Consider the following 22,868-nt stretch of genomic DNA (forward strand, 5'->3'; position numbering starts at 1 on the left):
GACGCTTGTTTGTTTAGTTTTCAAAGAGCAATTTTATTGCTTGCGCCGCTCAGAAGCGACTTTCATAATATATCATGTGCTCAACTTATTGTCAACCACATTTTTTATTATTTTCACCGCTGTATCTCTTCGGCAAAGCCGTTCGCTCAGCAGCGACGTTTATTAATATAACAGGATACTAAATTCCCGTCAACTACATTTTCAAAAAAGTTTCTGCGTATATTTCCTACCCTTTGTACATGCTCTTCTTGGCTGGCATATACTTCAGACATTCTTTGGGAGGAGCCACTCTTTTAAACAGTGAAAACAGAATTTGATACCTTTCCTTCATTGACCGCTTCACGACATGATCGATACGCTCGTCCTTCAGATCAAAAAGAATCTCATCCATTTCCCTTTTGATTAAGTATTCCAGCTCTTTCAATTCTTTTTCATTGATCAGAACACCAAGCATACATAAACTCCTGTTCATTTTCTCATAGTGATTGTAGTCTTATCCTATTTCATAAATTTTATAATCTCATTTTTATTATCATAACTTTTCAAAACACGAATAAAAATTAGACAAGGAGTGCATTGGACGAGGTGGTGAGATAATGAATTTCTTTTATGTGTTGAATGCTAAGTCAATTAAGACGGTTTTTGTCATCATGGTTGCAGCCTTTTTTACAGCATGGTTCTTTTACATGGAAAACATGGTCCAGATTCCTGCCTTCTCAGCTAAGGATGGTCCGAAAGCGATCTATAAAGGTGAAAAAGATCTCGCTCTCACCTTTAATATTGGCTGGGGGGACGAGAAAGCCGAACCAATCCTTGATGTCCTGAAGAAGGAGAAAGCAGGAGCGGTCACCTTTTTCTTATCCGGGTCCTGGGCTGAAAGGCATCCGGACCTGGTGGCACGAATGGTGAAAGAAGGGTATGAAATCGGGATGCTCGGCTATGAGTATAAGGACTATGCGGATCTTGAGGAAGACAAAATCAGACGTGATATCCTCAAAGCACAGGAGGCTTTTAAAAAGCTCAATGTAAAGAACATAGAACTTCTGCGCGCTCCAACAGGCCACTTTGATCAGCGGACGCTGAAAATTGCTGAACGCCTTGGTTATACAGTCGTCCACTGGAGTTTGGACACGAAAGACTGGACAAATCCTGGTACATCGGTCATTGCGGAAAATGCAGCTAAAGCCAAGAAGGGTGACATTCTGTTAATGCACGCTTCTGATTCTGCCAAGCAAACGGCAGAGGCGCTTCCCCTTGTACTGAAGGACATCAGGGGCAAGAATTTAAAAATGGTCACTGTCTCAGAGATGATCGCAAACGGGGACTCAAAATCAGCTGAAATAAAATAACCGTCCAATTATGCTTTGGACGGTTTTTTTTGTACTTTTTTTGCCGATTGGCGCCTCTCTTGCAGAGCCTGGCGCTCGGCCTGGGATTTTTGATTGAGCTTTTGCAGGATCAGGAGCTGGTAAGCATTGCAGATGATCAATGGAAAGATCATGAGGTAGATCCAACTCTGCTCATTTACTCTCAATATTGGGACCCACTCGATGACGGTAACGACAATCATGAAGAACAGAGCCGGGATGAAGGCTTCCTTGTTCGTCTGTTTTGTTTTCAATAATGCAACGATCAGTCCGGCAACCAGGATCATCACCGCAAGCCCTATGTAAGGCAGAATACTTTCTCCGCTTTCAGCAAACGAATTGTAACGCAGATACACAAGATCAAACAGAACAAAGGCAATCAGGAGAATCTGCACGGGATTCCACAATGATTTAAAAATGCCAAGCCCGAAGCGGTGGATGGTCAGGTAAGCAAAGAAACCCATTTGGCTAAGAATGCTAAAAATAAGTCCGACACCCATTAGCCATACTAAAATTGAAAGGAATTCAATGATATTGAAATCACTTAACAGCTGCTGGAATTCACCCCAGCGGACAATAAAACCAACCAGAGCTGTAGTTACTGCCCCTACAACCAGGGTGGTGAAAAATAAGTAAACCCAATTACGGCTAGTCAAGATATTTTCCCCCAAAACAATAATAAATTACACTACTTGATTGTACCAATGCAGGTTTGAAAAATCTAGGTGCTCGTATTCGTGTATAACAATTTGTCATATTACTCATCCTAAAATTAGGGCTGTCTATGTGAAAGGGGATTGGAAAATGAAAAAGTTGATGCGATTTGTACTCCCCGCAACCTTTTTACTTTTAGCTGCCGGCTGTGCTCCAACCGAGTCGGGCGGGGGACAGGTTGATTACGAAGAAACGAAGAAAATGGTTGTCGACATCCTGAAAACTGACGATGGCAAAAAAGCCATCCAGGAAGTGATGGGCGACGACGGTATGAAGGAAAAATTGATCATGGACCAGCCGGTCGTGATTGATACAGTCGAAAAGACATTGACATCAGACAAAGGCATGGAATTCTGGAAGAAATCCTTTGAAGATCCTAAGTTTGCGGAAAGCGTCGCAACGAGCATGAAAAAGGAAAATGAAAAATTGCTTAAAGATCTGATGAAGGATCCAGAATATAAAGGCATGATGATTGAAGTCATGAAGGACCCTGAACTGGAAAAAGAACTGACGAATGTTCTCAAAAGCAAGGAATACCGTGAACACTTGCAGAAGGTCATGACCGAAACATTTGAAAGCCCGCTTTTCAAAGCAAAACTGCAGGCCTTGATCGTCAAAGCAGCCGAAGAACTGCCTACACAGAAACAAGAAGGCGGCTCTGATCAAGGAGGAGGCGGTGGCGGCGGTGGCGGCGGATCTGGCGAAGCCGGCGGTTCCGGAGGTCAATAACAGCAACCATTAAAGCAGGGGCTGACTCAAAAGATCGATAAATTCGACTTATGAGTCGCCTCTTAATTGTATCATCCATATATTTTCTTGTTTTTTGTATAAAAAAATGAATATAAAGCGTGAGTTGTTTGGAGTGGAAGGCGTGAAGACTCCTCCGAAAATGCTACCGCATTTCCATCGTGCGTGGGTCTATTCGGAGAAGCTCTTCAGGTCCTGCGGGATCAGCTGGACAGGTGAGACCCCGCAAGCGCGAAGCGATGAGGAGGCTCACCGCCAGCCCCGCGGAAAGCAAAGCGCCTGGAACGGAAATCAACGGACCCATTTAACAAGCTATCCTAAAAATAAAGAGGGTGCCCAAAGTTCATACTTTTGGGACACCCTCTTTCTTATTATTTCTCAAGCATTTGGACAACTTCCTGGGCAATATTTGTATAGATGGCCCCGATTTTGTCATCTTCCTGGTAAATCGATGGAGCAAAATCTTCTTCGTTCCATGTCGGCTGTCCTAAAGGAAGCTTGCCTAAAAGTTTCGTATTCAGCTCATCTGCCAGCTTCTCGCCGCCACCTTGTCCAAAGACGAATTCTTTTTCTCCTGTCAGCTCGCTTTCGAAATAAGCCATGTTTTCAATAACACCGAGGATTTCATGCTCGGTCCGTAAGGCCATTGCCCCAGCACGCGCAGCGACAAAGGCCGCTGTAGGGTGCGGAGTCGTTACGATGATTTCCTTACATGCAGGAAGCATGGAATGGACATCCAGCGCCACATCCCCTGTTCCCGGAGGCAGGTCCAGCAGCAGGTAATCAAGCTCGCCCCACTCGACTTCATTAAAGAAACTGTTCAACATCTTCCCAAGCATTGGGCCACGCCAGATGATCGGCGCATTATCTTCCACGAAAAAGCCCATGGAGATAACTTTTACTCCGTGCCTCTCGACTGGAATGATTCTTTCTCCTCTTACGACAGGTCGCTTTGTGATTCCCATCATATCCGGAACACTGAAACCGTAAATATCGGCGTCAACCAGCCCGACTTTTTTTCCAAGACGTGCAAGAGAAACAGCAAGGTTGACCGAAACAGTCGATTTCCCTACTCCGCCCTTTCCGCTCGCAATCGCGATGAAGGTTGTTTTGCTATTAGGAGAAAGCAGACCTTCTTCTTCCTGAGGAGCCGCTGTCTGGAATTTTGAAAGAATTTCAGCAGGCAGTTCAGAGAAACGCAGGCCTACAGATGCCGCTCCAGCCTCCTTCAGGATGTTGACGATTTGCGATTGCAGCTGCAGCTGTTCGGCAGTACCCGTTTTCGCAATGCCTATTTTAACGCTTACATGATTCTTCTCTTCTTTGATCTTGATTTCATCGATCGCATTTATCTCTTCGAGTGTTTTATGTAAAAATGGTTCTTTAAGGTCTTTTAAAAGTTCACGTACCTTAGCTTCTGTTAACATAATGACACCCTCCTCTGTGAATTTTGTCTCCTACCACAGTATACCATATTGATAAATTTCCTAAGTGTTAAACCTATCACACATTTCTGAAAGATATTTTTACCAAAAAATAAGAAGGATCGATGACCCTTCTTACTTTTCCCAGAATTTTTGTTCGTCGGTAAAGTACCTGAGCATTCCTTCATAGATGGAGGCTGCGATTTTTTTTTGATAGGCTTCATCCCTTAGATTCGCTGCTTCCTGAGGATTGGACAAAAAGCCGATTTCAACCAGGACCCCCGGTTTATTTGTATGCTTCAGCAGGTAAATGCTGTTTGCCGCTTTTGCATCGCGGTCTGTGTTTTCAAGGTTGCGGCGCAGCTCATCCTGGATCAGTTTGGCCGCCCGTTTATTTTCTTTAAAGTTCGTTGAGTAAAAAGTTTGGGCTCCTCTCCACTTTGAAGAAGGAATGGCATTCAAATGAACCGTCGCAAAAAAATCCGCTTCTGACTCATTAATTAAATCCAAACGCCTTTTTAAGTCCTGGACCTTCCGCTTGCTATAGCCCTTCAGCCCCTTATCGGCGAGGTCAATATCTGTTTCCCGTGTCATGATGACGAGCGCCCCCTGCTGCTGGAGGTAATCCCGCAGGATGAGGGAAACGTTCAAAGCGATTTCTTTTTCAAAAGGATCATCCTCCCCTGCCCCAGGGTCGACCCCTCCATGCCCAGGGTCCAGATAGATGATTTTTCCGGAGAGAGGCAGATTCCATGATTCCCACGAATCATTTTCGGCAAAATCATACTGCAATATGAGGAACAACGCGGCAAGGCCGGCTGCAAATAGTACAATCTTCAACTTTTTAAGCATTCTAAACCATCCTTCCCAGCTAGTCCCTGATACTAAACTATATGGGACAGGTCAGTGGTTTAGAACTTTTCCCCTAATGAAGCCTTAGCTTATATTTCTTTTCTCCCTTTGAAAATCCGTCACGCCACCAGCTGTCAACATACCGCTCACATAGGTAGTAGAGCTCTTCTGAACCAGCTCCCTCTTCACCCTTCCCCCAAAAGAGGAAGAAGTTGTATAAGGTGTCGATCAAATGCCGCTCTTCTTTTTCACATCGCGGTTTTACTGCTTCGATTGGTTCGCCGTAGTAGCCAAAACGGCTGAATTTTGCGCCCAGCAGGAACGCCTCTATCGCTACATCATAACAGGCCTCTTCAATCCCTGAGTTCATCACGAGGTTCGAGGTCAGCCTTGATGAGCCAAAATATTGTTTCACCCTGGCCTGCAGGATGTTAATGGATAATTCACGGAGCATCGATCGCTCGTATTTGACTTGCTTCTGCTTTCTTTTATCTATAAATGTCGTTACGACGTTCAAAGTAATCTCACCCCTTAGGAAATAGTGTTCATCCTGTGGAGGGGTGTAATGCAAGCTGACCGGACCTTTCCTCTTCCAGTTTTCTCAGACGTTTACTGTATAATTCCCTTTAGGATTAAATGCCCAGTTCTGGTTATTCATTTCTAGTAAATAACCCTACTATCGGTCCTGTTCAATAATAGTCAGAATTGTTAGACTAATTATTACAACTAGAACTCGCTTCAATTTTATCTCCAAGGAGGGAAAGAAATGGAGCAAGGTGTTCGTGTTATTCCTTATACGGTGATTGACGAGGCTGAGGAAATCAAAGAGGTGCCAAAAGGTGTTGAGTTAATTCAGGCACCCAGGCTTTGGAACAGGACAAAAGGACAAGGAATAAAGGTTGCTGTTTTGGATACAGGCTGTGAAACGACTCACCCTGATTTGAAGGACCGAATCATTGGCGGCAGGAATTTTACAGATGATGACCGCGGCAATCCTGATCTTTATACGGACTATAATGGCCACGGCACCCATGTGGCAGGAACGATTGCCGCAGAGGAAAATGAGGCAGGCGTAATCGGGGTTGCACCTGAGGCAGGACTGCTGATTGTAAAAGTGCTGAACAAAGCTGGCTCTGGCAAGTATGAGTGGATCATTAAAGGAATCCATTATGCCATCGAGCAGGAAGTGGATATTATCTCAATGTCGCTGGGCGGACCGGCTGACGTTCCTGAACTTCATGAGGCGATCAAGGCCGCGGTGAATAACAATATCCTTGTCGTCTGTGCCGCAGGCAATGAGGGCGATGGCGACGATTCCACCAATGAATTTGCCTACCCGGGTGCTTATAATGAGGTTATCAGTGTCGGAGCGGTGAATCTGGAAAGAGGATCCTCCGATTTTACCAATTCGCATAATGAAATTGATGTAGTCGCTCCAGGTGAACGCATTACATCCACCTACTTGAACGGGAAATATGCTACCTTGAGCGGAACTTCAATGGCGGCTCCTCACGTATCGGGCGCTCTGGCCTTGATCAAGACCTATACAAACGCCCAGTTTGAACGAGATCTGACTGAACCTGAATTGTATGCGCAGTTGGTCAAACGGACCGTGCCGCTTGGCAATTCTCCTAAGCTGGAAGGCAACGGACTGGTTTACCTGACCGTGCCGGAGCATCTGGCAGAAATCCTTGACCAAAGCTTTAAAGCCAGGGTCATGGATGCGGTATGATCCTATCAGCATGGGCGGCCTATATTCATAACATCGAGCATAAAAACTATTTTGACGCTGAGCATGATGCTGTAGAGAGTGATTTGTATTATCGGAATGCTTGTTTTACCCCAGATGGGCTCCATTCGCTGCTAAAAGAAACTCATACCACCCATTTAAAGTATTCGCCGCATGATTATGTCTATCCCTGGGTCGATCTGCAGGAGGACCTTCAATTAAAAAGCCTTTACTCCGGGCAAGCACTTGACCCGGTGGAGGTGATCGAGGAAGATTTGCGGATGATGGAAGCTTTGAGAGAAAGTGGCTTGGCCAAAGTTCTTTTTAATACCGAGCATGTCGTGCCCCAGTCATGGTTCGATGGCGAAGAGCCTATGCGCGGCGATCTCCATCATTTGTTCGCCTGTGAACCAGGCTGCAACAGCATGAGGAGCAATCTCCCGTATCATGATTTCCAGTCCTATGAACCCGAATTTGCTGCTGTTGGAATCAGGACAGGCTGCGGCATGGTGGAAGCGGGCAAATTTGAGCCTGAATATGGCAAAGGAATCGTCGCAAGAGCCGTGTTTTACTTCGCCTTAAGATACTTGGACGTCATTAGGGTAGATGACAAGATGGATTTCGCGGTATTGCTCGGATGGCATCACGACCACCCGGTCACACGATACGAAAAACACCGAAATGCCGCCATACAGGAACTTCAGGGAAATCGAAATCCATTTATTGATTTTGCGGACAGGGCTGAAAGCATGTTAGGGTTGTAAAATAAGACCGCCTGGGCTCGAATTATCCAGGCGGTTTTGTGTGTGTTCGTGGTTTTTGCTGGCTTTTTGGTTAGAACAGGTGCTTTTCTTTGCAGTTTTATCTGCTTTTTCACCTTTTGCCGGAGTTTCCTTTTAATTTTTGGGTCTTTCAAAAGTGGTTTTTCGTAAATGGTTCTGTTTATTCCCCGTTGATGGCGATTTATTCCCCGTTGGGTCTGTTTTATTCCCCGTTAGCCAAGATTTATTCCCCGTTGAAGCAAAGATATTCCCCGTTGAGTAAAAGAGCACCACACACGATACCACGTCTGCCGCTAAAAAACCGTAATTATTTTTTACTTATAAAGCGCAGTAATTTCCTGCAATTTACCATTACGATTACGGCCCCCTTCAGGGCAAGCTAATCGAGAATAAAGATGAAGGGATGGATTTCTATGTCTATGGAATGGTTTGATCGTGTTGTCGGGGAGCTGCAGGATCATCTTGAATCGATTTGTGAGAAATATGACCAGGAAGGCCAGATGGCTGTTGAGCGGGGATCAAAGCATCCACGAATCGAATTTTTCGTGGACTATGATGATGGGGAGCGCGAGTATTTCTATATCCTATACTTTGACCCGCATAATGAGGAATTCTATACGGAAACCATTGATGAGGAGCTGGAGCAGCCGGCGCGTGTAATTCTGTCCGATATTGATGATATTGTCGACGCGGTCCATGAAGGATTTCACGATTTCATAAACGACGATGAAGATGAGCTTGACATCGTCTATGCGACCGAGGATGACGATACCATCTATTATGAAGATGATGACATCGATGAAGACGAGGAGCTCTACGTTGCGGAGGTTGTTGACGAGGACGATATCCTTGAGGAAATCGATGTTGAGTGGGAAACTCCTGAGGTCACGGCATTCTTGAAAGAGGATGAAGTGGAGGTTACCTACCAGTTCGGTCTTGTCCAGGAAACGGGCGACGGCGTCCTTCGCCGAGTAAACCGTTTATGGTCAGAGGATGACGAGCTGATCAAAGACGAAACCAACTTCATTTTTACCAAGGAAGAGGCCCCTACCATCATTGCAATGATCGCCAGCCACATGGAATCGATGCAGGGATACGAAGACTGAAACATTTAAGCGGGGCGCAGCCTAATGCCTCCGCTTTTTTTGTTTTAACACAAGTAGGTAGCGAGCTATTTTAGTCGCTAAAAAACTTATTGGCGATTTTCATAACTTTATTGGCGATATTTATGTTTTATTGGCGAAAAAAACTTTTTTATTGGCGAAAACCACCCGCTTTTGGCGAAAATCAAAATATATTGGCGAAATGGAAATTCCGAGCGTTTTTTTCCATTCCATCAACATAAAAAAAGACCCCCAACCAGTGGTTGAGAGTCTTTCCGAAGCGTAAAATTAACGCTTTGAGAACTGAGGTGCACGACGAGCGCCTTTAAGACCGTATTTCTTACGTTCTTTCATACGAGCGTCACGAGTCAGAAGTCCTGCACGCTTAAGTGTTGGACGGAATTCTGGGTCAGCTTGAAGCAATGCACGAGCGATGCCGTGACGGATTGCGCCAGCCTGGCCAGTGTATCCACCGCCATTTACGTTTACAAGGATATCGTAGCTTCCTACAGTTTCAGTAGCAACAAGCGGCTGCTTTACTACTTCACGTAGTGCTGCGAATGGGATATAGTTTTCAATTTCACGATCATTGATTGTAATTTTTCCAGTGCCTGGTACTAAACGAACTCGCGCAACGGAGCTCTTACGACGACCGGTACCGATATATTGAACCTGTGCCAAGTTAATTACCTCCTTATTAATTATCCGCGAAGTTCGTAAACTTCAGGTTGTTGTGCTTGATGTGGATGCTCGTTACCAGCATATACATGAAGCTTTTTGAACATTTGGCGTCCAAGAGAGTTCTTTGGAAGCATACCTTTGATTGCAAGCTCAAGCATCTTTTCAGCGTAGTTTGTACGCATTTCAAGAGCAGTTCTTTGCTTCAATCCGCCTGGGTGCATTGTGTGGCGGTAGTAGATCTTGTCAGTAAGTTTCTTACCTGTAAGTTCGATTTTTGAAGCGTTGATGATGATTACGTGATCACCAGTGTCAACATGTGGTGTGAAAGTTGGTTTATGTTTACCACGTAGGATAGCTGCGACTTCAGTAGAAAGACGACCAAGAGTCTTGCCTGCAGCATCAACTACGTACCATTTACGCTCGATATTGTTGGCATTTGCCATAAACGTTGTACGCATGAGTTTCCCTCCTAAATAGTCAAAAAAAAATCAAGTTCATTGTGGTATATTTTCAAACACGATAAAGCTCTTCCGGGGCTGATCGTGGGTTTAAAATACATACATATGATATATTAACCTGTGATTGAGAGATTGTCAACACCAGGATTAGTTGTCATAATGTTTTTTTAAAATTTTCTCTTGTAAACTTAGCAGTTGGTTTTCGCACCAGGAGCTTCGCTTTCCGCAAGAGTCTTCGCACCTTCCACTACAATCATCAGGTTATATACACCATACATGGTCTTAAAATTAACTTCCTGACTCCATTGCATCCTCATCATAAAACACTTTCCAAAGATAGAGGCCGTGGCCTGGGGCGGTTTTGCCGGCCTGGGTGCGGTCTTTTTTCGCCAGGAGTTCTTGCATGCTGCCTGGGTCTCTTCGGCCTGTTCCGGCCTCCAGCAGCGTGCCGACGAGAATCCTTACCATATTGTAGAGGAAGCCATCGCCGACGAACCGGAATACCAGCAGGCCATTTTCCTCGTAAAAGTCTATTTCTTTCAATGTCCTGACACGGTCTTCGACTTCTGTTTTGGCCGAGCAAAAACTGGTGAAATCATGTGTTCCCAGCAGCTGCCCTGCCGCTGCCTTCATTGCCTCGAAGTCAAGTTCATAGGGAAATTGATAGGCGAAATTCCGCTGGAATGGATCGCGATGCTTGGATAAAAGCAACAAATAGCGATATTCCTTTCCTGCTGCATCAAAGCGGGAATGGAAATCGGGACGGACGATTTCCACTGAATTGACCGCTATCTCATCAGGGAGCAGTGAATTCAGCGCAATTTGCCATCTGGGAGGCTCGATATCAAGCGCAGTGTCAAAATGGATGACCTGGCCCCTTGCATGCACTCCTGCGTCTGTACGGCCTGATGCGCTGATTCTGATGCTTACACCTTTATTCAGCTTTTCAAGGGCTTTTTCGATTTCACCCTGGACTGTCCTCTTGCCAGGCTGCACCTGGTAGCCTGAGAAGTGAGTTCCATCGTAAGAAACGATACATTTAATTCGATACATGGACATTACCCTCTTAACAGAATTAGCAGGAATGTGACGGCTCCCAGGAATAGGATCATGGTCGTATCAGGCAGCCCCCACGTCAGCTGCCGGTACTTCGTGCGTCCTTCGCCGCCTTTGTAGCCTCTTGCCTCCATGGCGACCGCAAGCTCCTCTGCCCGCTTGAACGAGCTGATGAACAACGGGATCAGCAAAGGAACAATCGCTTTGATCCGTTCTTTGATAGGACCGCTGTTATACTCCACTCCCCGGGCTGTCTGTGCCTTCATGATTTTGTCGGTTTCCTGCATGAGGGTCGGAATGAACCTCAGGGAAATGGACATCATCAATGCCAGCTCATGTACCGGGAATTTTACTTTTTTCAAAGGATTCAGCAGTGTTTCCAGACCATCGGTAATTTCGATCGGCGTGGTGGTGAGCGTCAATAACGATGTAATCAGAATCAACAGCAGGAACCTTAATGAAATGAAAATCCCCTGCCTGATGCCTTCCTCGTAAACCTTCAGCCAGCCAAGCTCAAATACAAGTTCCCCCTCCTTGGTGAGGAAGATATGGAGCAGGAATGTAAACAAGACAAGAAGAAGCACAGGCTTCAGCCCGCCATATAAGAACCGTGGAGGGATTTTTGACATCCCGACCATCAAGAACGTATAGGCAGCTAAAACTCCATACGTCAATGCGTTATTAGCGATAAAAACAACACAGACGAACAGAAAGACGATGATCAGTTTTGAGCGCGGATCCATTTTATGAAGGATGGATTCCCCTGGCACATAGCGGCCAATGATCATTTTCTCCATCATTTCGTACCGCCTCCTTCCAGGAACCTGGCAACCATTTCCGCCAGCTCCTCTTCAGACAGGCTGATTTTCTTGAACTTTGTCCCGAAGGCTTCCTCGATCTTCAATTGCAAGCCTACTACTTCCGGTACATCAAGTCCCAATTCAATCAATGCCTTGGGATTGGAAAAGATATGTTCAGGCGAACCTTTTGTAAAAACCTTGCCCTGGTGCATGACAATGATCTCGTCCGCATAGCGGGCAGCATCCTCCATGCTGTGGGTTACAAGGACAGTTGATAGATTCCTTTTTTTATGAAGTGTATAAAATAAGTCCATGATTTCCTTGCGACCGCGCGGGTCGAGTCCTGCAGTAGGCTCGTCCAATACGATCACCTCTGGTTCCATCGCCAATACACCTGCAATGGCGACACGCCTCATCTGGCCCCCTGAAAGGTCAAATGGAGATTTTTCAAGGATTTCTTCCGGAAGACCCACAAGGCTGATGGCCGCTCTTGCCCTCTCGCGCGCTTGCCTTTCGGAGACGCCAAAATTCATCGGTCCAAACATGATGTCCTTTTCGACCGTTTCTTCAAATAACTGATGCTCCGGAAACTGAAAGACAATCCCCACCTTTTCGCGGACACCCTTTAAGTTCTTTTCCTTTCGCCCGGCCTTGATTTCCCTGCTGCCGATCACGACAGAGCCTTTCGTCGGCTTCAGCAATGCATTCAGATGCTGCAGTACGGTCGATTTTCCTGATCCGGTATGTCCAATGACAGCCAAATAGGTGCCAGATGGAATATCGATGGACACATCCGTTATCGCGAGACGTTCAAAAGGCGAATCAGCCTGGTAGCGATATTCTACATTTTTGAGTGAGATGTCCATAGTTCTGTCACCAGCTCTTCTTCAGTTAAATATGATTTCGAAAGTCCAACACCTTTTTGGCGCATGATTTTGCTCATTTTGACCGGAAAAGGAATGTCCAGCCCCAGTTTGATCAGCTCTTCATCCATCTGGAAGATTTCCTCCGGGCTTCCTTCCCGGTATAGCTCCCCTCTGTTCATGACGATGATTCTGTCAGCCTTTGCTGCTTCCTCAAGGTCATGGGTAATGGAGATGACGGTAATATTCTCCCGCTCTTTCAATTCACGTACGGTATTGATTACCTCTGCGCGGCCTCGCGGATCAAGCATTGACGTAGCTTCGTCAAGAATGATGATCGCCGGCTGCAACGCAAGGACGCCTGCAATTGCGACACGCTGCTTCTGGCCGCCTGACAGATGGTGCGACTCTTGATTTAGAAAGGTTCCCATTTTGACTTTATCAAGTGAGGTTTGGACACGCTCTACCATTACATCTCTAGGTACGCCGTGATTTTCCAGACCAAAAGCCACATCATCCCTAACCGTTGTTCCAACAAACTGATTATCAGGATTTTGAAAAACCATTCCTACGTTTTTTCTGATTTCCCAGATGGTATCCTCAGACAACGTGATTCCGCAAACTGCAATCGATCCTTCCTGTGGAAATTGCAGGCCGTTCAGTAATTTGGCCAGCGTTGATTTCCCCGATCCATTATGCCCGACAATCGCCAGCCATTCTCCTTCCAAAATATCAAAACTGATATTTTTCAGGGCCGGAGTCTGCTGTCCGTCATAACTGAATGACACATTTTCTATGCTTACTAAAGGCTTGCTCATCTCCGTCCTCCTCTCGACTCTTCTTCTCTATCTCTGCTATTTGAAACGAATTAAAAATATTTCTGGATATAAAAAAAGCCTGCACCTCTCCCCGGGCGGAAGCGATCCGCAAGTGCAGGGTCCTGAAAAGGACTGGGGAGAAGTGCATGAGCTAGACGAGACAGGCAGAACAGCTCCGGTTAAAATAGATGATCCACCTATCACGAACCGATCCAGGAAAGACCTGAAGTAACCGGCCGATGGGGCCAGTGAACTCTTCTTTCTCTAATGGCCTGCTCATCATAACGCTCGTTTTGGCTTGTGCTGCTTTTTCAATTTTCGACAGGGCCGAACCCTGTATAAGAAAAAAAGGGGATGAAACAAGTTTGTTTAAACTGTCCATCGCCCTTGTTGAGTGTTTAAAGGTATTAAACTAACTCGATGATGACCATTGGAGCACCGTCACCGCGGCGTGGTCCAAGTTTCATAATGCGAGTGTATCCACCTTGGCGCTCAGCGTAGCGTGGAGCGATATCAGCGAATAGTTTTTGAACTGCATCCTGGTTTGTTTCAGCGTTAGCAACTTCATTGCGAACCCAAGCAGATGCTTGACGGCGAGCGTGAAGATCTCCGCGCTTTCCAAGAGTAATCATTTTCTCAACAACTGAACGAAGCTCTTTCGCACGTGTTTCAGTAGTTTCAATACGCTCATTGATAATCAAATCAGTTGTTAAGTCACGTAGCATCGCTTTACGCTGGGCACTTGTGCGTCCTAACTTTCTGTATCCCATGAGTGTTTCCCTCCTCTTTGTTGAAGTCGTAAGCCGGCATTCAGTGCATTGACAGTAAAATGCCTAGTTAAGCTTGTTAACTAGTCATCCTTGCGTAAGCCTAAGCCTAGCTCTTCTAGTTTAGCTTTTACTTCTTCTAGTGATTTTCTGCCAAGGTTGCGTACCTTCATCATATCTTCCTCTGTCTTGTGAGCAAGCTCCTGGACAGTGTTGATACCAGCACGCTTTAAGCAGTTATATGAACGGACAGAAAGGTCAAGTTCTTCAATTGTCATTTCAAGAACTTTTTCTTTTTGGTCTTCTTCTTTTTCAACCATGATCTCAGCATTTTGAGCTTCGTCAGTCAGACCGACAAAAATGTTCAGGTGCTCAGTCAGGATTTTAGAACCCAGTGCAATTGCTTCCTTAGGACCTGTGCTGCCATCTGTCCAAACGTCAAATACCAGCTTGTCATAATTCGTCATTTGCCCTACGCGAGTGTTTTCTACTTGATAAGATACACGTGAAACCGGTGTATAGATTGAGTCGATTGGAATGACACCGATCGGCTGGTCTTCCCGCTTGTTTTGGTCAGCTGGGGTATACCCGCGGCCTCTGCGTGCAGTCAGTCTCATACGCAATGATCCTTTGCTTGAAAGGGTAGCGATGTGAAGATCCGGGTTAAGGATTTCGACGTCACTGTCATGCGTGATGGATGATGCAGTCACTGGGCCCTCGCCCTGCAAGTCGATTTCGAGTGTCTTCTCTTCATCAGAGTAGATTTTCAACGCTAATTTCTTAACGTTCAAAATGATTGATGTTACATCTTCTACGACGCCTTCAATTGTTGAGAACTCATGAAGTACTCCATCGATTTGAATCGATGTGACAGCTGCACCTGGGAGTGAGGATAATAGGATACGACGTAAGGAGTTACCCAAAGTTGTACCATATCCACGCTCAAGCGGTTCTACGACAAACTTGCCGTACTTGGCATCATCGCTGATCTCAACCGTTTCGATTTTTGGTTTTTCTATTTCGATCATCAAATATACCCTCCTTCAAAACGTCGAAACCCCGGCAGGCTTTTACCTTACCGAAATTCCCCCATGTATACGTTCCCGTTTGTGCACAACAACTGGATTAATGATTTCTGTATACCTAGAAAATATTTGTATCATATCCCATTATAGACAGGACTACAAATTCTATACAGAAAAATTAAACACGGCGACGTTTTGGCGGGCGGCACCCGTTATGTGGAACTGGAGTAACGTCTTTGATCGCTGTTACTTCAAGACCTGCTGCTTGAAGAGCACGGATTGCTGCTTCACGGCCAGCGCCCGGTCCTTTTACAGTAACCTCAAGAGTTTTAAGGCCATGTTCCATAGAAGACTTCGCTGCAGTTTCTGCTGCCATTTGTGCTGCGAATGGAGTGGATTTACGTGAACCCTTGAAACCAAGCGCACCTGCACTAGACCATGATAAAGCATTACCATGTACGTCTGTAATTGTTACGATAGTGTTGTTGAAAGTTGAACGAATATGCGCAACTCCACTTTCAATATTCTTTTTGACGCGGCGTTTGCGTGTATTAGTTTTACGAGCCATTTAAATGTTACCCTCCTTTACGGATTATTTTTTCTTGTTAGCTACAGTCTTACGAGGACCTTTACGAGTACGTGCGTTGTTCTTCGTGTTTTGTCCGCGAACAGGCAAGCCACGACGATGACGCAAGCCACGGTATGAACCGATCTCCATTAGACGCTTGATGTTTAGTGATACTTCACGGCGAAGGTCACCTTCAACCTTTAACTTGTCGATGATATCACGGATTTTGTTAAGTTCTTCTTCAGTAAGGTCGCGAACGCGTGTGTCTTCAGAAACACCAGCCTCAGCAAGAACCTTCTCAGCAGTTGATCTGCCAATTCCAAAAATGTATGTTAAAGAAATAACTACACGTTTTTCACGTGGAATGTCTACACCAGCAATACGTGCCATCTAGATGCGCACCTCCTTTATTATTAGCCTTGTTTTTGTTTATGTTTAGGGTTTTCACAGATCACCATTACTTTACCGCGTCTGCGAATAACTTTGCACTTTTCGCAAATTGGCTTAACAGATGGTCTCACTTTCATTACTCTAACCTCCTTGATAGTACGGAGTCACGGTTTATTTAAAGCGGTAGGTAATTCTTCCGCGAGTCAAATCATATGGAGAAAGCTCAACTGTTACCTTGTCTCCTGGCAGGATACGAATGAAGTGCATTCGGATTTTGCCGGAAACATGAGCCAACACTGTATGACCATTCTCTAATTCTACCTTAAACATTGCATTCGGCAAAGTTTCAGTCACTGTGCCTTCAATTTCAATTACATCATCTTTCGCCATAAACTGATCTCCCTTCTTGATTCAATGTGTATTCAATCATATACCCTGCATGATGCAGAGTGCAGCTTCCTAATTGTGTGCGTTCTAAGCAGCAAGGCAATTGAGAAAATCGTTGAGAAATACTCAACCTTATGATTATATCATAAAGCAGGCATCCCGTCCGCATATAAATTTCAATTTCGCCTATTTAAAGACTAAAAACAGAATCAGGCGGCCGAACACTATCCATCAGGCTTTGGTCAAAATCTCAAAACCCGTTTCAGTGATCGCAATGGTATGCTCAAAGTGGGCACACACTTTACCGTCAACCGTCACGACAGTCCAATCATCGGCTAACGTTTTAACATAGCGGCTTCCTGCATTCACCATCGGTTCTATGCATAGAACCATACCAGGTTTCAGCCTTGGTCCCCTGTTAGGAGGGCCATAATGAGGAATTTGCGGGTCCTCATGCAATTCTTGCCCAATTCCATGGCCGACATACTCGCGAACAATAGAAAAGCCTTCTGATTCCACATACGTTTGAATCGCATGGGAGATGTTCGATAGACGCTCCCCTGGCTTGGCTTCCTTCAATCCCGTGAACAATGACTCTTCTGTCACGTCCAGAAGACGCTGGGCTTCTTCATCAATCTTGCCTACCGGATAAGTCCAGGCGGAGTCCCCGTGGTATCCGTTGTACTTCGCTCCGATATCAATGCTGATGATATCGCCCTCTTTTAGGATCCGTTCGCCAGGAATCCCGTGAACTAGCTCCTGATTGACCGATGCACAGATGCTGCCGCGAAAACCATTATACCCTTTAAAAGAAGGCGTGGCACCCTGCTTGCGGATGAAATCCTCAGCAATGGCATCAAGATCCTTCGTCGTAATACCGGGAGCAATATGTTTCTTCAGCTCCTGGTGGGTCAACGCAACAATGCGACCTGCTTTTCGCATGATTTCTATTTCACGAGGGGTTTTGCAGATGATCATTAATTCAAGCCCCCAAGCAATTCTTCGATCTCAGCAAAAACAACATTAATGTCCTGCTGGCCGTTGATATTGCGCAAGTAACCTTTATCTTCATAGAAGTTCAACAGAGGCTTTGTTTGCTGGATATTTACTTCCAAACGGTTTTCAACTGTTTCTGCATTGTCATCAGCGCGCTGATAAAGCTCGCCTCCACAGCGGTCACATACCCCTTCCTTTGCAGGCGGGTTGAACACAAGGTGGTAAGTTGCGCCACAGTTTTTACAAATCCTGCGTCCTGTCAAACGCTCCATTAGAATACTTTGATCTACATCAATGTTGATGACATAATCGATTTTCTTTCCAAGATCAGCGAGCATTGTGTCCAGTGCTTCAGCCTGGGCAACTGTGCGCGGAAATCCATCCAAGAGGAATCCTTTTTCACAGTCAGCTTTGCTTAAGCGCTCACGGACGATCCCGATTGTTACTTCATCAGGAACAAGCTCTCCTTTGTCCATAAATGATTTTGCCTGTAATCCAAGTTCCGTTCCTTCTTTAATGGCTGCACGGAACATATCTCCAGTTGAGATATGAGGGATGTTGTACTTTCCAACAATTTTATCGGCTTGCGTGCCCTTACCGGCACCCGGAAGCCCCATCAGAACTAAATTCACAAGATTTCCCCCCTCAGTCTCTATTTAAAGATTCAGGGAACAAAGTCCCCTAAATCTTATTTTATAAAGCCTTTATAATGGCGTTTTACAAGCTGAGCTTCAAGCTGCTTCATCGTTTCAAGCGCAACGCCGACCACGATCAGCAAGCCTGTTCCGCCAATCTGTACAGATTGAGGCAGACCAGCAAACTTGATGAAGAATACTGGCAACACAGAGATTACTGAGAGGAAGATCGCACCGACAAGTGTCAGGCGGTATAAGACCTTTGTCAAGTACTCCTGTGTGTTTTTACCAGGACGGATGCCCGGTACATATCCACCTTGCTTCTTCAGGTTTTCGGCCACTTGTTCAGGGTTCACCTGGATGAACGCATAGAAATACGTGAACGCCACGATCAATGCCACATACACGATCATACCGATCGGCTGTGTATAATCGAACGTCTTCTGGATCCAGAGTGTCACATCATTTGTGCCGAAGAACTGAGCGATTGTCGGAGGAGTGACGATAAACGAAATCGCGAAGATGACCGGGATGACACCAGCTGCATTCACTTTCAAAGGAAGGTGAGTGTTCTGGCCGCCAACCGCGTTGTTTCCTGCGCTCATGCGTTTAGCGTACTGGATAGGTATTTTACGTGTTGCCTGCTGGATGAAGATAACACCAACAATGATTGCGATAACAGCCAAAAGAATCAGCAATACAGTCACGATACGAAGGAACAAAGCGTCACCTGCATCCGCAAACTGCTGTGCATAAATCTGGTTGGCCATTGTCGGGATCCCGGCAACAATACCTGCAAAGATAATGATTGAGATACCGTTTCCTACACCTTTTGCTGTGATCTGCTCACCGAGCCACATCAGGAATGCGGTTCCGGCAGTCAGGACCGTAGCAATCAGCAAGTAAGTTCCGATACCGGCATTCTGGATCAATAATCCGCCTGCCATATTGTTAAAGCCATAAGACATACCGAGAGCCTGGATAAAACCAAGAACGATCGTGAAATAGCGGGTAAACTGAGCTAATTTACGGCGTCCGACTTCTCCTTGTTTGGACCATTCAGTAAACTTTGGCACAACATCCATCTGCAAGAGCTGGATGATGATTGAAGCAGTGATGTACGGCATGATTCCCATCGCAAGGATCGAGAAGTTCTGCAGCGCACCGCCGCCAAATGTATTCAGCACTCCGAAGACACTCATGTCATCCTGTGCTTTGAGAATATCTGCATTTACGTTCGGAACAGGAATAAATGTCCCGATACGAAATACAATCAACATTAAAAGGGTGAAGAGAATTTTATTTCTAATTTCACCCACGCGCATAAAATTGGAGATTGTCTGGAACATTAAATCACCTCAGTTTGACCGCCGGCAGCTTTGATCGCTTCCTTGGCTGCAGAGGAGAACTTATGTGCTTTAACAGTCAATTTCTTATCAAGGCTTCCTTTAGCAAGAATCTTAATTCCAGCTAATTCCTTCCTGACAAGACCTGTTTCGATTAAAAGTTCTGGAGTAACTTCTGTTCCATCTTCGAATACGTTTAGAGCATCAAGGTTAACAACTGCGTACTCTTTGCGGTTGATGTTCGTGAAACCGCGTTTTGGCAAGCGTCGGAATAAAGGAGTTTGACCACCTTCAAAACCAGGGCGTACACCGCCGCCAGAACGAGCGTTTTGACCTTTATGACCTTTACCAGCAGTTTTACCTTGGCCAGAACCAATACCGCGTCCAAGACGTTTGCGTTCTTTACGGGAACCTTCTGCAGGCTTTAATTCATGAAGTTTCATGTTGGCACCTCCTTATTTTAAAAAGGATATTTTATTTTTCAGTAACTGTAACAAGGTGAGATACTTTGTTGATCATGCCGCGGATCGCTGCGTTATCAACCTTCTCAACTGTTTGGTTAACTTTACGTAAGCCCAAAGCTTTAACTGTTTCGCGCTGATCTTGCGGACGGCCGATCAAGCTGCGAGTGAGGGTAATTTCCAATTTGTTAGCCATGTGATTTCCCTCCTTATCCTAACAGTTCTTCCACAGATTTACCGCGAAGTTTCGCTACGTCTTCTGCACGCTTAAGTTGCGTAAGTCCGTCGATCGTTGCACGAACCATGTTGATTGGAGTGTTCGTTCCTAGTGACTTGGACAGGATGTCAGAAACACCAGCCAACTCTAGTACCGCACGAACTGGTCCACCAGCAATAACTCCTGTACCTTCAGAAGCAGGCTTCAGAAGGATTTCACCAGCACCAAAGTGTCCGATAACCTGGTGAGGAATTGTAGTACCAACCATAGGTACTTGGATTAGGTTCTTCTTCGCATCTTCGATAGCTTTGCGAATCGCTTCAGGTACTTCTTGTGCTTTACCAGTACCGAAACCGACATAACCGTTTTTATCTCCTACAACTACAAGAGCAGTAAAACGGAAACGACGTCCACCTTTAACAACTTTCGCAACACGGTTAACCGTAACTACGCGTTCTTCAAGTTCAAGTTTGTTTGGATCAATACGACGCATGTCTTTGTGTCCCTCCTTTTTCTATTAAAATTCTAAGCCGTTTTCGCGGGCAGCATCAGCAAGTGCTTGGATGCGGCCATGATAGAGGTATCCGCCACGGTCAAATACTACTGATTTGTAACCTTTTTCAACAGCGCGCTTAGCGATTAATTCACCGATCTGCTTAGCTGCTTCCAGGTTGTTGCCTTCAACATTAACTTCTTTATCCAAAGTAGAAGCACTCGCTAGAGTTACTCCATTTACATCGTCGATTAGTTGAGCGTAAATGTGCTTGTTAGAACGGAACACATTTAGACGAGGACGAGCTTCAGTTCCGCTAAGTTTCGCACGTACACGAGCATGTCTTTTACGGCGAGTAGCGTTTTTATCAGCCTTCGTAATCATTTACGTCACTCCTTTCGTTAACCTATGCGGCATTACTTACCTGTTTTACCTTCTTTACGGCGTACATATTCGCCTTCATAACGAATACCTTTGCCTTTGTACGGCTCTGGTGGACGTACGTCACGGATGTTAGCAGCCAATGCGCCAACACGCTCTTTGTCAGTTCCTTTAATAACGATCTTTGTGTTTGAAGGAACTTCGATTTCAAGGCCTTTTTCTGCCTCGATTTCAACTGGATGAGAGTATCCAACGTTAAGTACAAGCTTGCTACCTTGCTTAGAAGCACGGTAACCGACACCTACTAACTCAAGACCTCTTTCGAATCCTTTAGATACACCTTCAACCATGTTCGCAAGAACCGCACGAGTCGTTCCGTGCAATGCACGATGTTCTTTGTTATCAGTTGGACGAGAAACGTTGATCACGTTGTCTTCGACCTTGATTTCGATATCAGAGTGAAAAGTACGAGCCAATTCACCTTTTGGTCCTTTAACTGTTACGTGGTTGTTATCAAGAGTAACAGTAACACCAGCTGGAATTTCAATTGGTTTTTTACCTACGCGTGACATTTGTTGCACCTCCATTCATTCAGAAAATCTATTACCAAACGTATGCTAAAACTTCTCCGCCAACTTGCTTCGCGCGAGCTTCTTTGTCAGTTAAAACGCCGTTTGAAGTTGATACTAGTGCGATACCTAATCCGTTAAGTACCTTAGGTACTTCAGTTGATTTAGCATAAACGCGAAGTCCTGGCTTGCTGATTCTCTTAAGACCAGTGATAACACGCTCATTGTTTGCACCGTACTTCAAGAAGATACGGATGATACCTTGTTTGTTGTCTTCGATATATTCAACGTCACGGATGAAACCTTCACGCTTAAGGATCTCAGCGATCTCTTTTTTCATGTTAGAAGCAGGTACTTCTAATTTTTCGTGACGTACCATATTCGCATTACGAATACGAGTAAGCAAATCTGCAATCGGATCTGTCATGACCATTTAATTTACCTCCTTCCAGAGCTTTCAGTTTTACCAGCTAGCTTTTTTCACACCAGGAATTTGTCCTTTGTATGCTAATTCACGGAAACAAATACGGCAAAGCTTAAATTTGCGGTATACAGAGTGCGGACGGCCGCAGCGCTCACAGCGAGTGTACTCTTGTACTTTGAATTTAGGCGTGCGTTTTTGTTTCGCAATCATTGATTTCTTAGCCACGTTTTCGCCTCCCTCTTATTAGAGATTACTTTTGAAATGGCATTCCGAATTGTGTTAATAGTTCACGAGCTTCTTCATCAGTGTTAGCAGTCGTTACAATAACAATGTCCATGCCACGTACTTTGTTTACTTTATCGTAATCAATTTCAGGGAAGATCAATTGTTCTTTAACACCAAGTGTGTAGTTTCCGCGTCCATCGAAAGACTTCTTGGAAATACCGCGGAAGTCACGTACACGTGGTAAAGATACTGAAATTAACTTGTCGATGAATTCGTACATGCGCTCTCCGCGAAGTGTTACTTTCGCACCGATTGGCATACCTTCACGAAGACGGAAACCAGCGATTGATTTCTTAGCGCGAGTCACAACTGGCTTTTGGCCTGTGATTGTAGCTAATTCTTCAACTGCAACATCAAGAGCTTTAGCGTTGGCAACAGCGTCACCTACACCCATGTTGATTACGATCTTTTCAAGTTTAGGAACTTCCATGATTGACTTGTAGTTAAACTTGCTCATAAGAGCAGGAGTAATTTCGTTGTTGAACTTTTCTTTTAGGCGGTTCATCGATTGTACCTCCCTTCTTCAATAG

The 22,868-nt window shown here is 45.2% G+C and carries 33 protein-coding genes; 5 read left to right on the top strand and 28 right to left on the bottom strand.

Annotation, left to right across the window (positions count from 1 at the left end; genetic code table 11):
- Window positions 1–226: 226 nt before the first annotated feature.
- Complete coding sequence (locus EJA10_RS21565; protein ID WP_125482105.1) at window positions 227–454, bottom strand: hypothetical protein; 228 nt, start codon at window positions 452–454, stop codon at window positions 227–229.
- A gap of 142 nt (window positions 455–596) precedes the next feature.
- Here EJA10_RS21565 and pdaB point away from each other — a divergent pair, with 142 nt between their 5' ends.
- Window positions 597–1,349, top strand: a complete 753-nt coding sequence (gene pdaB, locus EJA10_RS21570) for a polysaccharide deacetylase family sporulation protein PdaB (RefSeq protein ID WP_125482106.1) — start codon at window positions 597–599, stop codon at window positions 1,347–1,349.
- An 8-nt stretch (window positions 1,350–1,357) separates the two neighbouring features.
- Here pdaB and EJA10_RS21575 read toward each other — a convergent pair whose 3' ends face one another.
- Window positions 1,358–2,023 (bottom strand): KinB-signaling pathway activation protein, encoded by a 666-nt coding sequence (locus EJA10_RS21575; RefSeq protein WP_125482107.1) that lies wholly within the window; start codon window positions 2,021–2,023, stop codon window positions 1,358–1,360.
- A 148-nt stretch (window positions 2,024–2,171) separates the two neighbouring features.
- On the opposite strand from EJA10_RS21575, the gene gerD reads away from it, so the two are divergent.
- Entirely contained in the window at window positions 2,172–2,810 is a 639-nt protein-coding gene (gene gerD, locus EJA10_RS21580) for a spore germination lipoprotein GerD (RefSeq protein WP_125482108.1), read from the top strand.
- Between the two features lie 389 nt (window positions 2,811–3,199).
- On the opposite strand, the gene EJA10_RS21585 is transcribed toward gerD, so the two are convergent.
- From EJA10_RS21585 to EJA10_RS21595, 3 genes are all read right to left on the bottom strand, one after another.
- Entirely contained in the window at window positions 3,200–4,255 is a 1,056-nt protein-coding gene (locus tag EJA10_RS21585; RefSeq protein ID WP_125482109.1) for a P-loop NTPase, read from the bottom strand.
- Between the two features lie 132 nt (window positions 4,256–4,387).
- Window positions 4,388–5,104: an N-acetylmuramoyl-L-alanine amidase CwlD gene (gene cwlD / locus EJA10_RS21590; RefSeq protein WP_125482110.1), complete on the bottom strand. Its 717-nt coding sequence runs from the start codon at window positions 5,102–5,104 to the stop codon at window positions 4,388–4,390.
- A 73-nt stretch (window positions 5,105–5,177) separates the two neighbouring features.
- A complete protein-coding gene (locus EJA10_RS21595) occupies window positions 5,178–5,621 on the bottom strand; it encodes a YbaK family protein (RefSeq protein WP_125482111.1) in 444 nt (147 codons plus the stop codon).
- A gap of 249 nt (window positions 5,622–5,870) precedes the next feature.
- On the opposite strand from EJA10_RS21595, the gene EJA10_RS21600 reads away from it, so the two are divergent.
- The 3 genes from EJA10_RS21600 to EJA10_RS21610 all read left to right on the top strand — a co-directional run bounded on the left by EJA10_RS21600 (window position 5,871) and on the right by EJA10_RS21610 (window position 8,721).
- A complete protein-coding gene (locus tag EJA10_RS21600; protein WP_125482112.1) occupies window positions 5,871–6,836 on the top strand; it encodes a S8 family peptidase in 966 nt (321 codons plus the stop codon).
- Window positions 6,833–7,597 carry an endonuclease I family protein gene (locus tag EJA10_RS21605; protein WP_125482113.1) on the top strand — a complete coding sequence of 255 codons (765 nt, stop codon included), beginning with the start codon at window positions 6,833–6,835 and terminating at the stop codon, window positions 7,595–7,597. The genes EJA10_RS21600 and EJA10_RS21605 overlap by 4 nt, the downstream gene beginning before the upstream one ends.
- Before the next feature lie 431 nt (window positions 7,598–8,028).
- Complete coding sequence (locus EJA10_RS21610; RefSeq protein ID WP_125482114.1) at window positions 8,029–8,721, top strand: hypothetical protein; 693 nt, start codon at window positions 8,029–8,031, stop codon at window positions 8,719–8,721.
- Between the two features lie 285 nt (window positions 8,722–9,006).
- Here EJA10_RS21610 and rpsI read toward each other — a convergent pair whose 3' ends face one another.
- From rpsI to rplE, 23 genes are all read right to left on the bottom strand, one after another.
- Window positions 9,007–9,399: a 30S ribosomal protein S9 gene (rpsI, locus tag EJA10_RS21615; RefSeq protein WP_125482115.1), complete on the bottom strand. Its 393-nt coding sequence runs from the start codon at window positions 9,397–9,399 to the stop codon at window positions 9,007–9,009.
- Window positions 9,400–9,419: 20 nt separating this feature from the next.
- Complete coding sequence (gene rplM / locus EJA10_RS21620) at window positions 9,420–9,857, bottom strand: 50S ribosomal protein L13 (RefSeq protein ID WP_079504238.1); 438 nt, start codon at window positions 9,855–9,857, stop codon at window positions 9,420–9,422.
- A 288-nt stretch (window positions 9,858–10,145) separates the two neighbouring features.
- Complete coding sequence (gene truA / locus EJA10_RS21625) at window positions 10,146–10,910, bottom strand: tRNA pseudouridine(38-40) synthase TruA (RefSeq protein ID WP_125482116.1); 765 nt, start codon at window positions 10,908–10,910, stop codon at window positions 10,146–10,148.
- 5 nt (window positions 10,911–10,915) lie between these two features.
- Window positions 10,916–11,713 (bottom strand): energy-coupling factor transporter transmembrane component T family protein, encoded by a 798-nt coding sequence (locus EJA10_RS21630; protein ID WP_125482117.1) that lies wholly within the window; start codon window positions 11,711–11,713, stop codon window positions 10,916–10,918.
- Window positions 11,710–12,579 carry an energy-coupling factor ABC transporter ATP-binding protein gene (locus EJA10_RS21635; protein WP_125482118.1) on the bottom strand — a complete coding sequence of 290 codons (870 nt, stop codon included), beginning with the start codon at window positions 12,577–12,579 and terminating at the stop codon, window positions 11,710–11,712. Before EJA10_RS21635 ends, EJA10_RS21630 begins: the two co-directional genes overlap by 4 nt.
- On the bottom strand, window positions 12,555–13,394 hold the full coding sequence (locus tag EJA10_RS21640; protein WP_125482119.1) for an energy-coupling factor ABC transporter ATP-binding protein: 840 nt from the start codon (window positions 13,392–13,394) through the stop codon (window positions 12,555–12,557). Before EJA10_RS21640 ends, EJA10_RS21635 begins: the two co-directional genes overlap by 25 nt.
- Before the next feature lie 407 nt (window positions 13,395–13,801).
- Window positions 13,802–14,164, bottom strand: a complete 363-nt coding sequence (gene rplQ, locus EJA10_RS21645) for a 50S ribosomal protein L17 (protein ID WP_041966509.1) — start codon at window positions 14,162–14,164, stop codon at window positions 13,802–13,804.
- 80 nt (window positions 14,165–14,244) lie between these two features.
- Window positions 14,245–15,189 (bottom strand): DNA-directed RNA polymerase subunit alpha, encoded by a 945-nt coding sequence (locus tag EJA10_RS21650; protein ID WP_125482120.1) that lies wholly within the window; start codon window positions 15,187–15,189, stop codon window positions 14,245–14,247.
- A gap of 175 nt (window positions 15,190–15,364) precedes the next feature.
- The gene (gene rpsK, locus EJA10_RS21655) at window positions 15,365–15,754 is read right to left on the bottom strand and encodes a 30S ribosomal protein S11 (RefSeq protein WP_125482121.1); all 390 of its coding nucleotides are present in this window, start codon (window positions 15,752–15,754) and stop codon (window positions 15,365–15,367) included.
- 24 nt (window positions 15,755–15,778) lie between these two features.
- Window positions 15,779–16,144 carry a 30S ribosomal protein S13 gene (gene rpsM / locus EJA10_RS21660; protein ID WP_125482122.1) on the bottom strand — a complete coding sequence of 122 codons (366 nt, stop codon included), beginning with the start codon at window positions 16,142–16,144 and terminating at the stop codon, window positions 15,779–15,781.
- 23 nt (window positions 16,145–16,167) lie between these two features.
- Window positions 16,168–16,281: a 50S ribosomal protein L36 gene (gene rpmJ / locus EJA10_RS21665; RefSeq protein WP_000868344.1), complete on the bottom strand. Its 114-nt coding sequence runs from the start codon at window positions 16,279–16,281 to the stop codon at window positions 16,168–16,170.
- A gap of 34 nt (window positions 16,282–16,315) precedes the next feature.
- Entirely contained in the window at window positions 16,316–16,534 is a 219-nt protein-coding gene (gene infA / locus EJA10_RS21670; RefSeq protein ID WP_075980338.1) for a translation initiation factor IF-1, read from the bottom strand.
- A gap of 228 nt (window positions 16,535–16,762) precedes the next feature.
- The gene (map, locus tag EJA10_RS21675; RefSeq protein ID WP_125482123.1) at window positions 16,763–17,509 is read right to left on the bottom strand and encodes a type I methionyl aminopeptidase; all 747 of its coding nucleotides are present in this window, start codon (window positions 17,507–17,509) and stop codon (window positions 16,763–16,765) included.
- On the bottom strand, window positions 17,509–18,159 hold the full coding sequence (locus EJA10_RS21680) for an adenylate kinase (protein WP_125482124.1): 651 nt from the start codon (window positions 18,157–18,159) through the stop codon (window positions 17,509–17,511). The genes map and EJA10_RS21680 overlap by 1 nt, the downstream gene beginning before the upstream one ends.
- Window positions 18,160–18,215: 56 nt before the next feature.
- On the bottom strand, window positions 18,216–19,511 hold the full coding sequence (gene secY, locus EJA10_RS21685; protein WP_125482125.1) for a preprotein translocase subunit SecY: 1,296 nt from the start codon (window positions 19,509–19,511) through the stop codon (window positions 18,216–18,218).
- Entirely contained in the window at window positions 19,511–19,951 is a 441-nt protein-coding gene (gene rplO, locus EJA10_RS21690) for a 50S ribosomal protein L15 (protein ID WP_125482126.1), read from the bottom strand. Before rplO ends, secY begins: the two co-directional genes overlap by 1 nt.
- A 31-nt stretch (window positions 19,952–19,982) precedes the next feature.
- The gene (rpmD, locus tag EJA10_RS21695) at window positions 19,983–20,165 is read right to left on the bottom strand and encodes a 50S ribosomal protein L30 (protein WP_125482127.1); all 183 of its coding nucleotides are present in this window, start codon (window positions 20,163–20,165) and stop codon (window positions 19,983–19,985) included.
- A gap of 13 nt (window positions 20,166–20,178) precedes the next feature.
- Window positions 20,179–20,679 carry a 30S ribosomal protein S5 gene (rpsE, locus tag EJA10_RS21700; protein ID WP_125482128.1) on the bottom strand — a complete coding sequence of 167 codons (501 nt, stop codon included), beginning with the start codon at window positions 20,677–20,679 and terminating at the stop codon, window positions 20,179–20,181.
- 24 nt (window positions 20,680–20,703) lie between these two features.
- On the bottom strand, window positions 20,704–21,063 hold the full coding sequence (rplR, locus tag EJA10_RS21705; RefSeq protein WP_125482129.1) for a 50S ribosomal protein L18: 360 nt from the start codon (window positions 21,061–21,063) through the stop codon (window positions 20,704–20,706).
- 32 nt (window positions 21,064–21,095) lie between these two features.
- Window positions 21,096–21,632, bottom strand: coding sequence for a 50S ribosomal protein L6 (gene rplF / locus EJA10_RS21710; RefSeq protein ID WP_125482130.1), 537 nt, complete (start codon window positions 21,630–21,632; stop codon window positions 21,096–21,098).
- Window positions 21,633–21,663: 31 nt separating this feature from the next.
- A complete protein-coding gene (gene rpsH, locus EJA10_RS21715; protein WP_125482131.1) occupies window positions 21,664–22,062 on the bottom strand; it encodes a 30S ribosomal protein S8 in 399 nt (132 codons plus the stop codon).
- A 30-nt stretch (window positions 22,063–22,092) separates the two neighbouring features.
- Window positions 22,093–22,278 carry a 30S ribosomal protein S14 gene (rpsN, locus tag EJA10_RS21720; protein WP_001085700.1) on the bottom strand — a complete coding sequence of 62 codons (186 nt, stop codon included), beginning with the start codon at window positions 22,276–22,278 and terminating at the stop codon, window positions 22,093–22,095.
- Between the two features lie 25 nt (window positions 22,279–22,303).
- Window positions 22,304–22,843 carry a 50S ribosomal protein L5 gene (rplE, locus tag EJA10_RS21725; protein WP_041966519.1) on the bottom strand — a complete coding sequence of 180 codons (540 nt, stop codon included), beginning with the start codon at window positions 22,841–22,843 and terminating at the stop codon, window positions 22,304–22,306.
- Between the last annotated feature and the right edge of the window lie 25 nt (window positions 22,844–22,868).

The organism is Mesobacillus subterraneus, from assembly GCF_003937825.1.
Taxonomy (GTDB): domain Bacteria; phylum Bacillota; class Bacilli; order Bacillales; family Cytobacillaceae; genus Mesobacillus; species Mesobacillus subterraneus.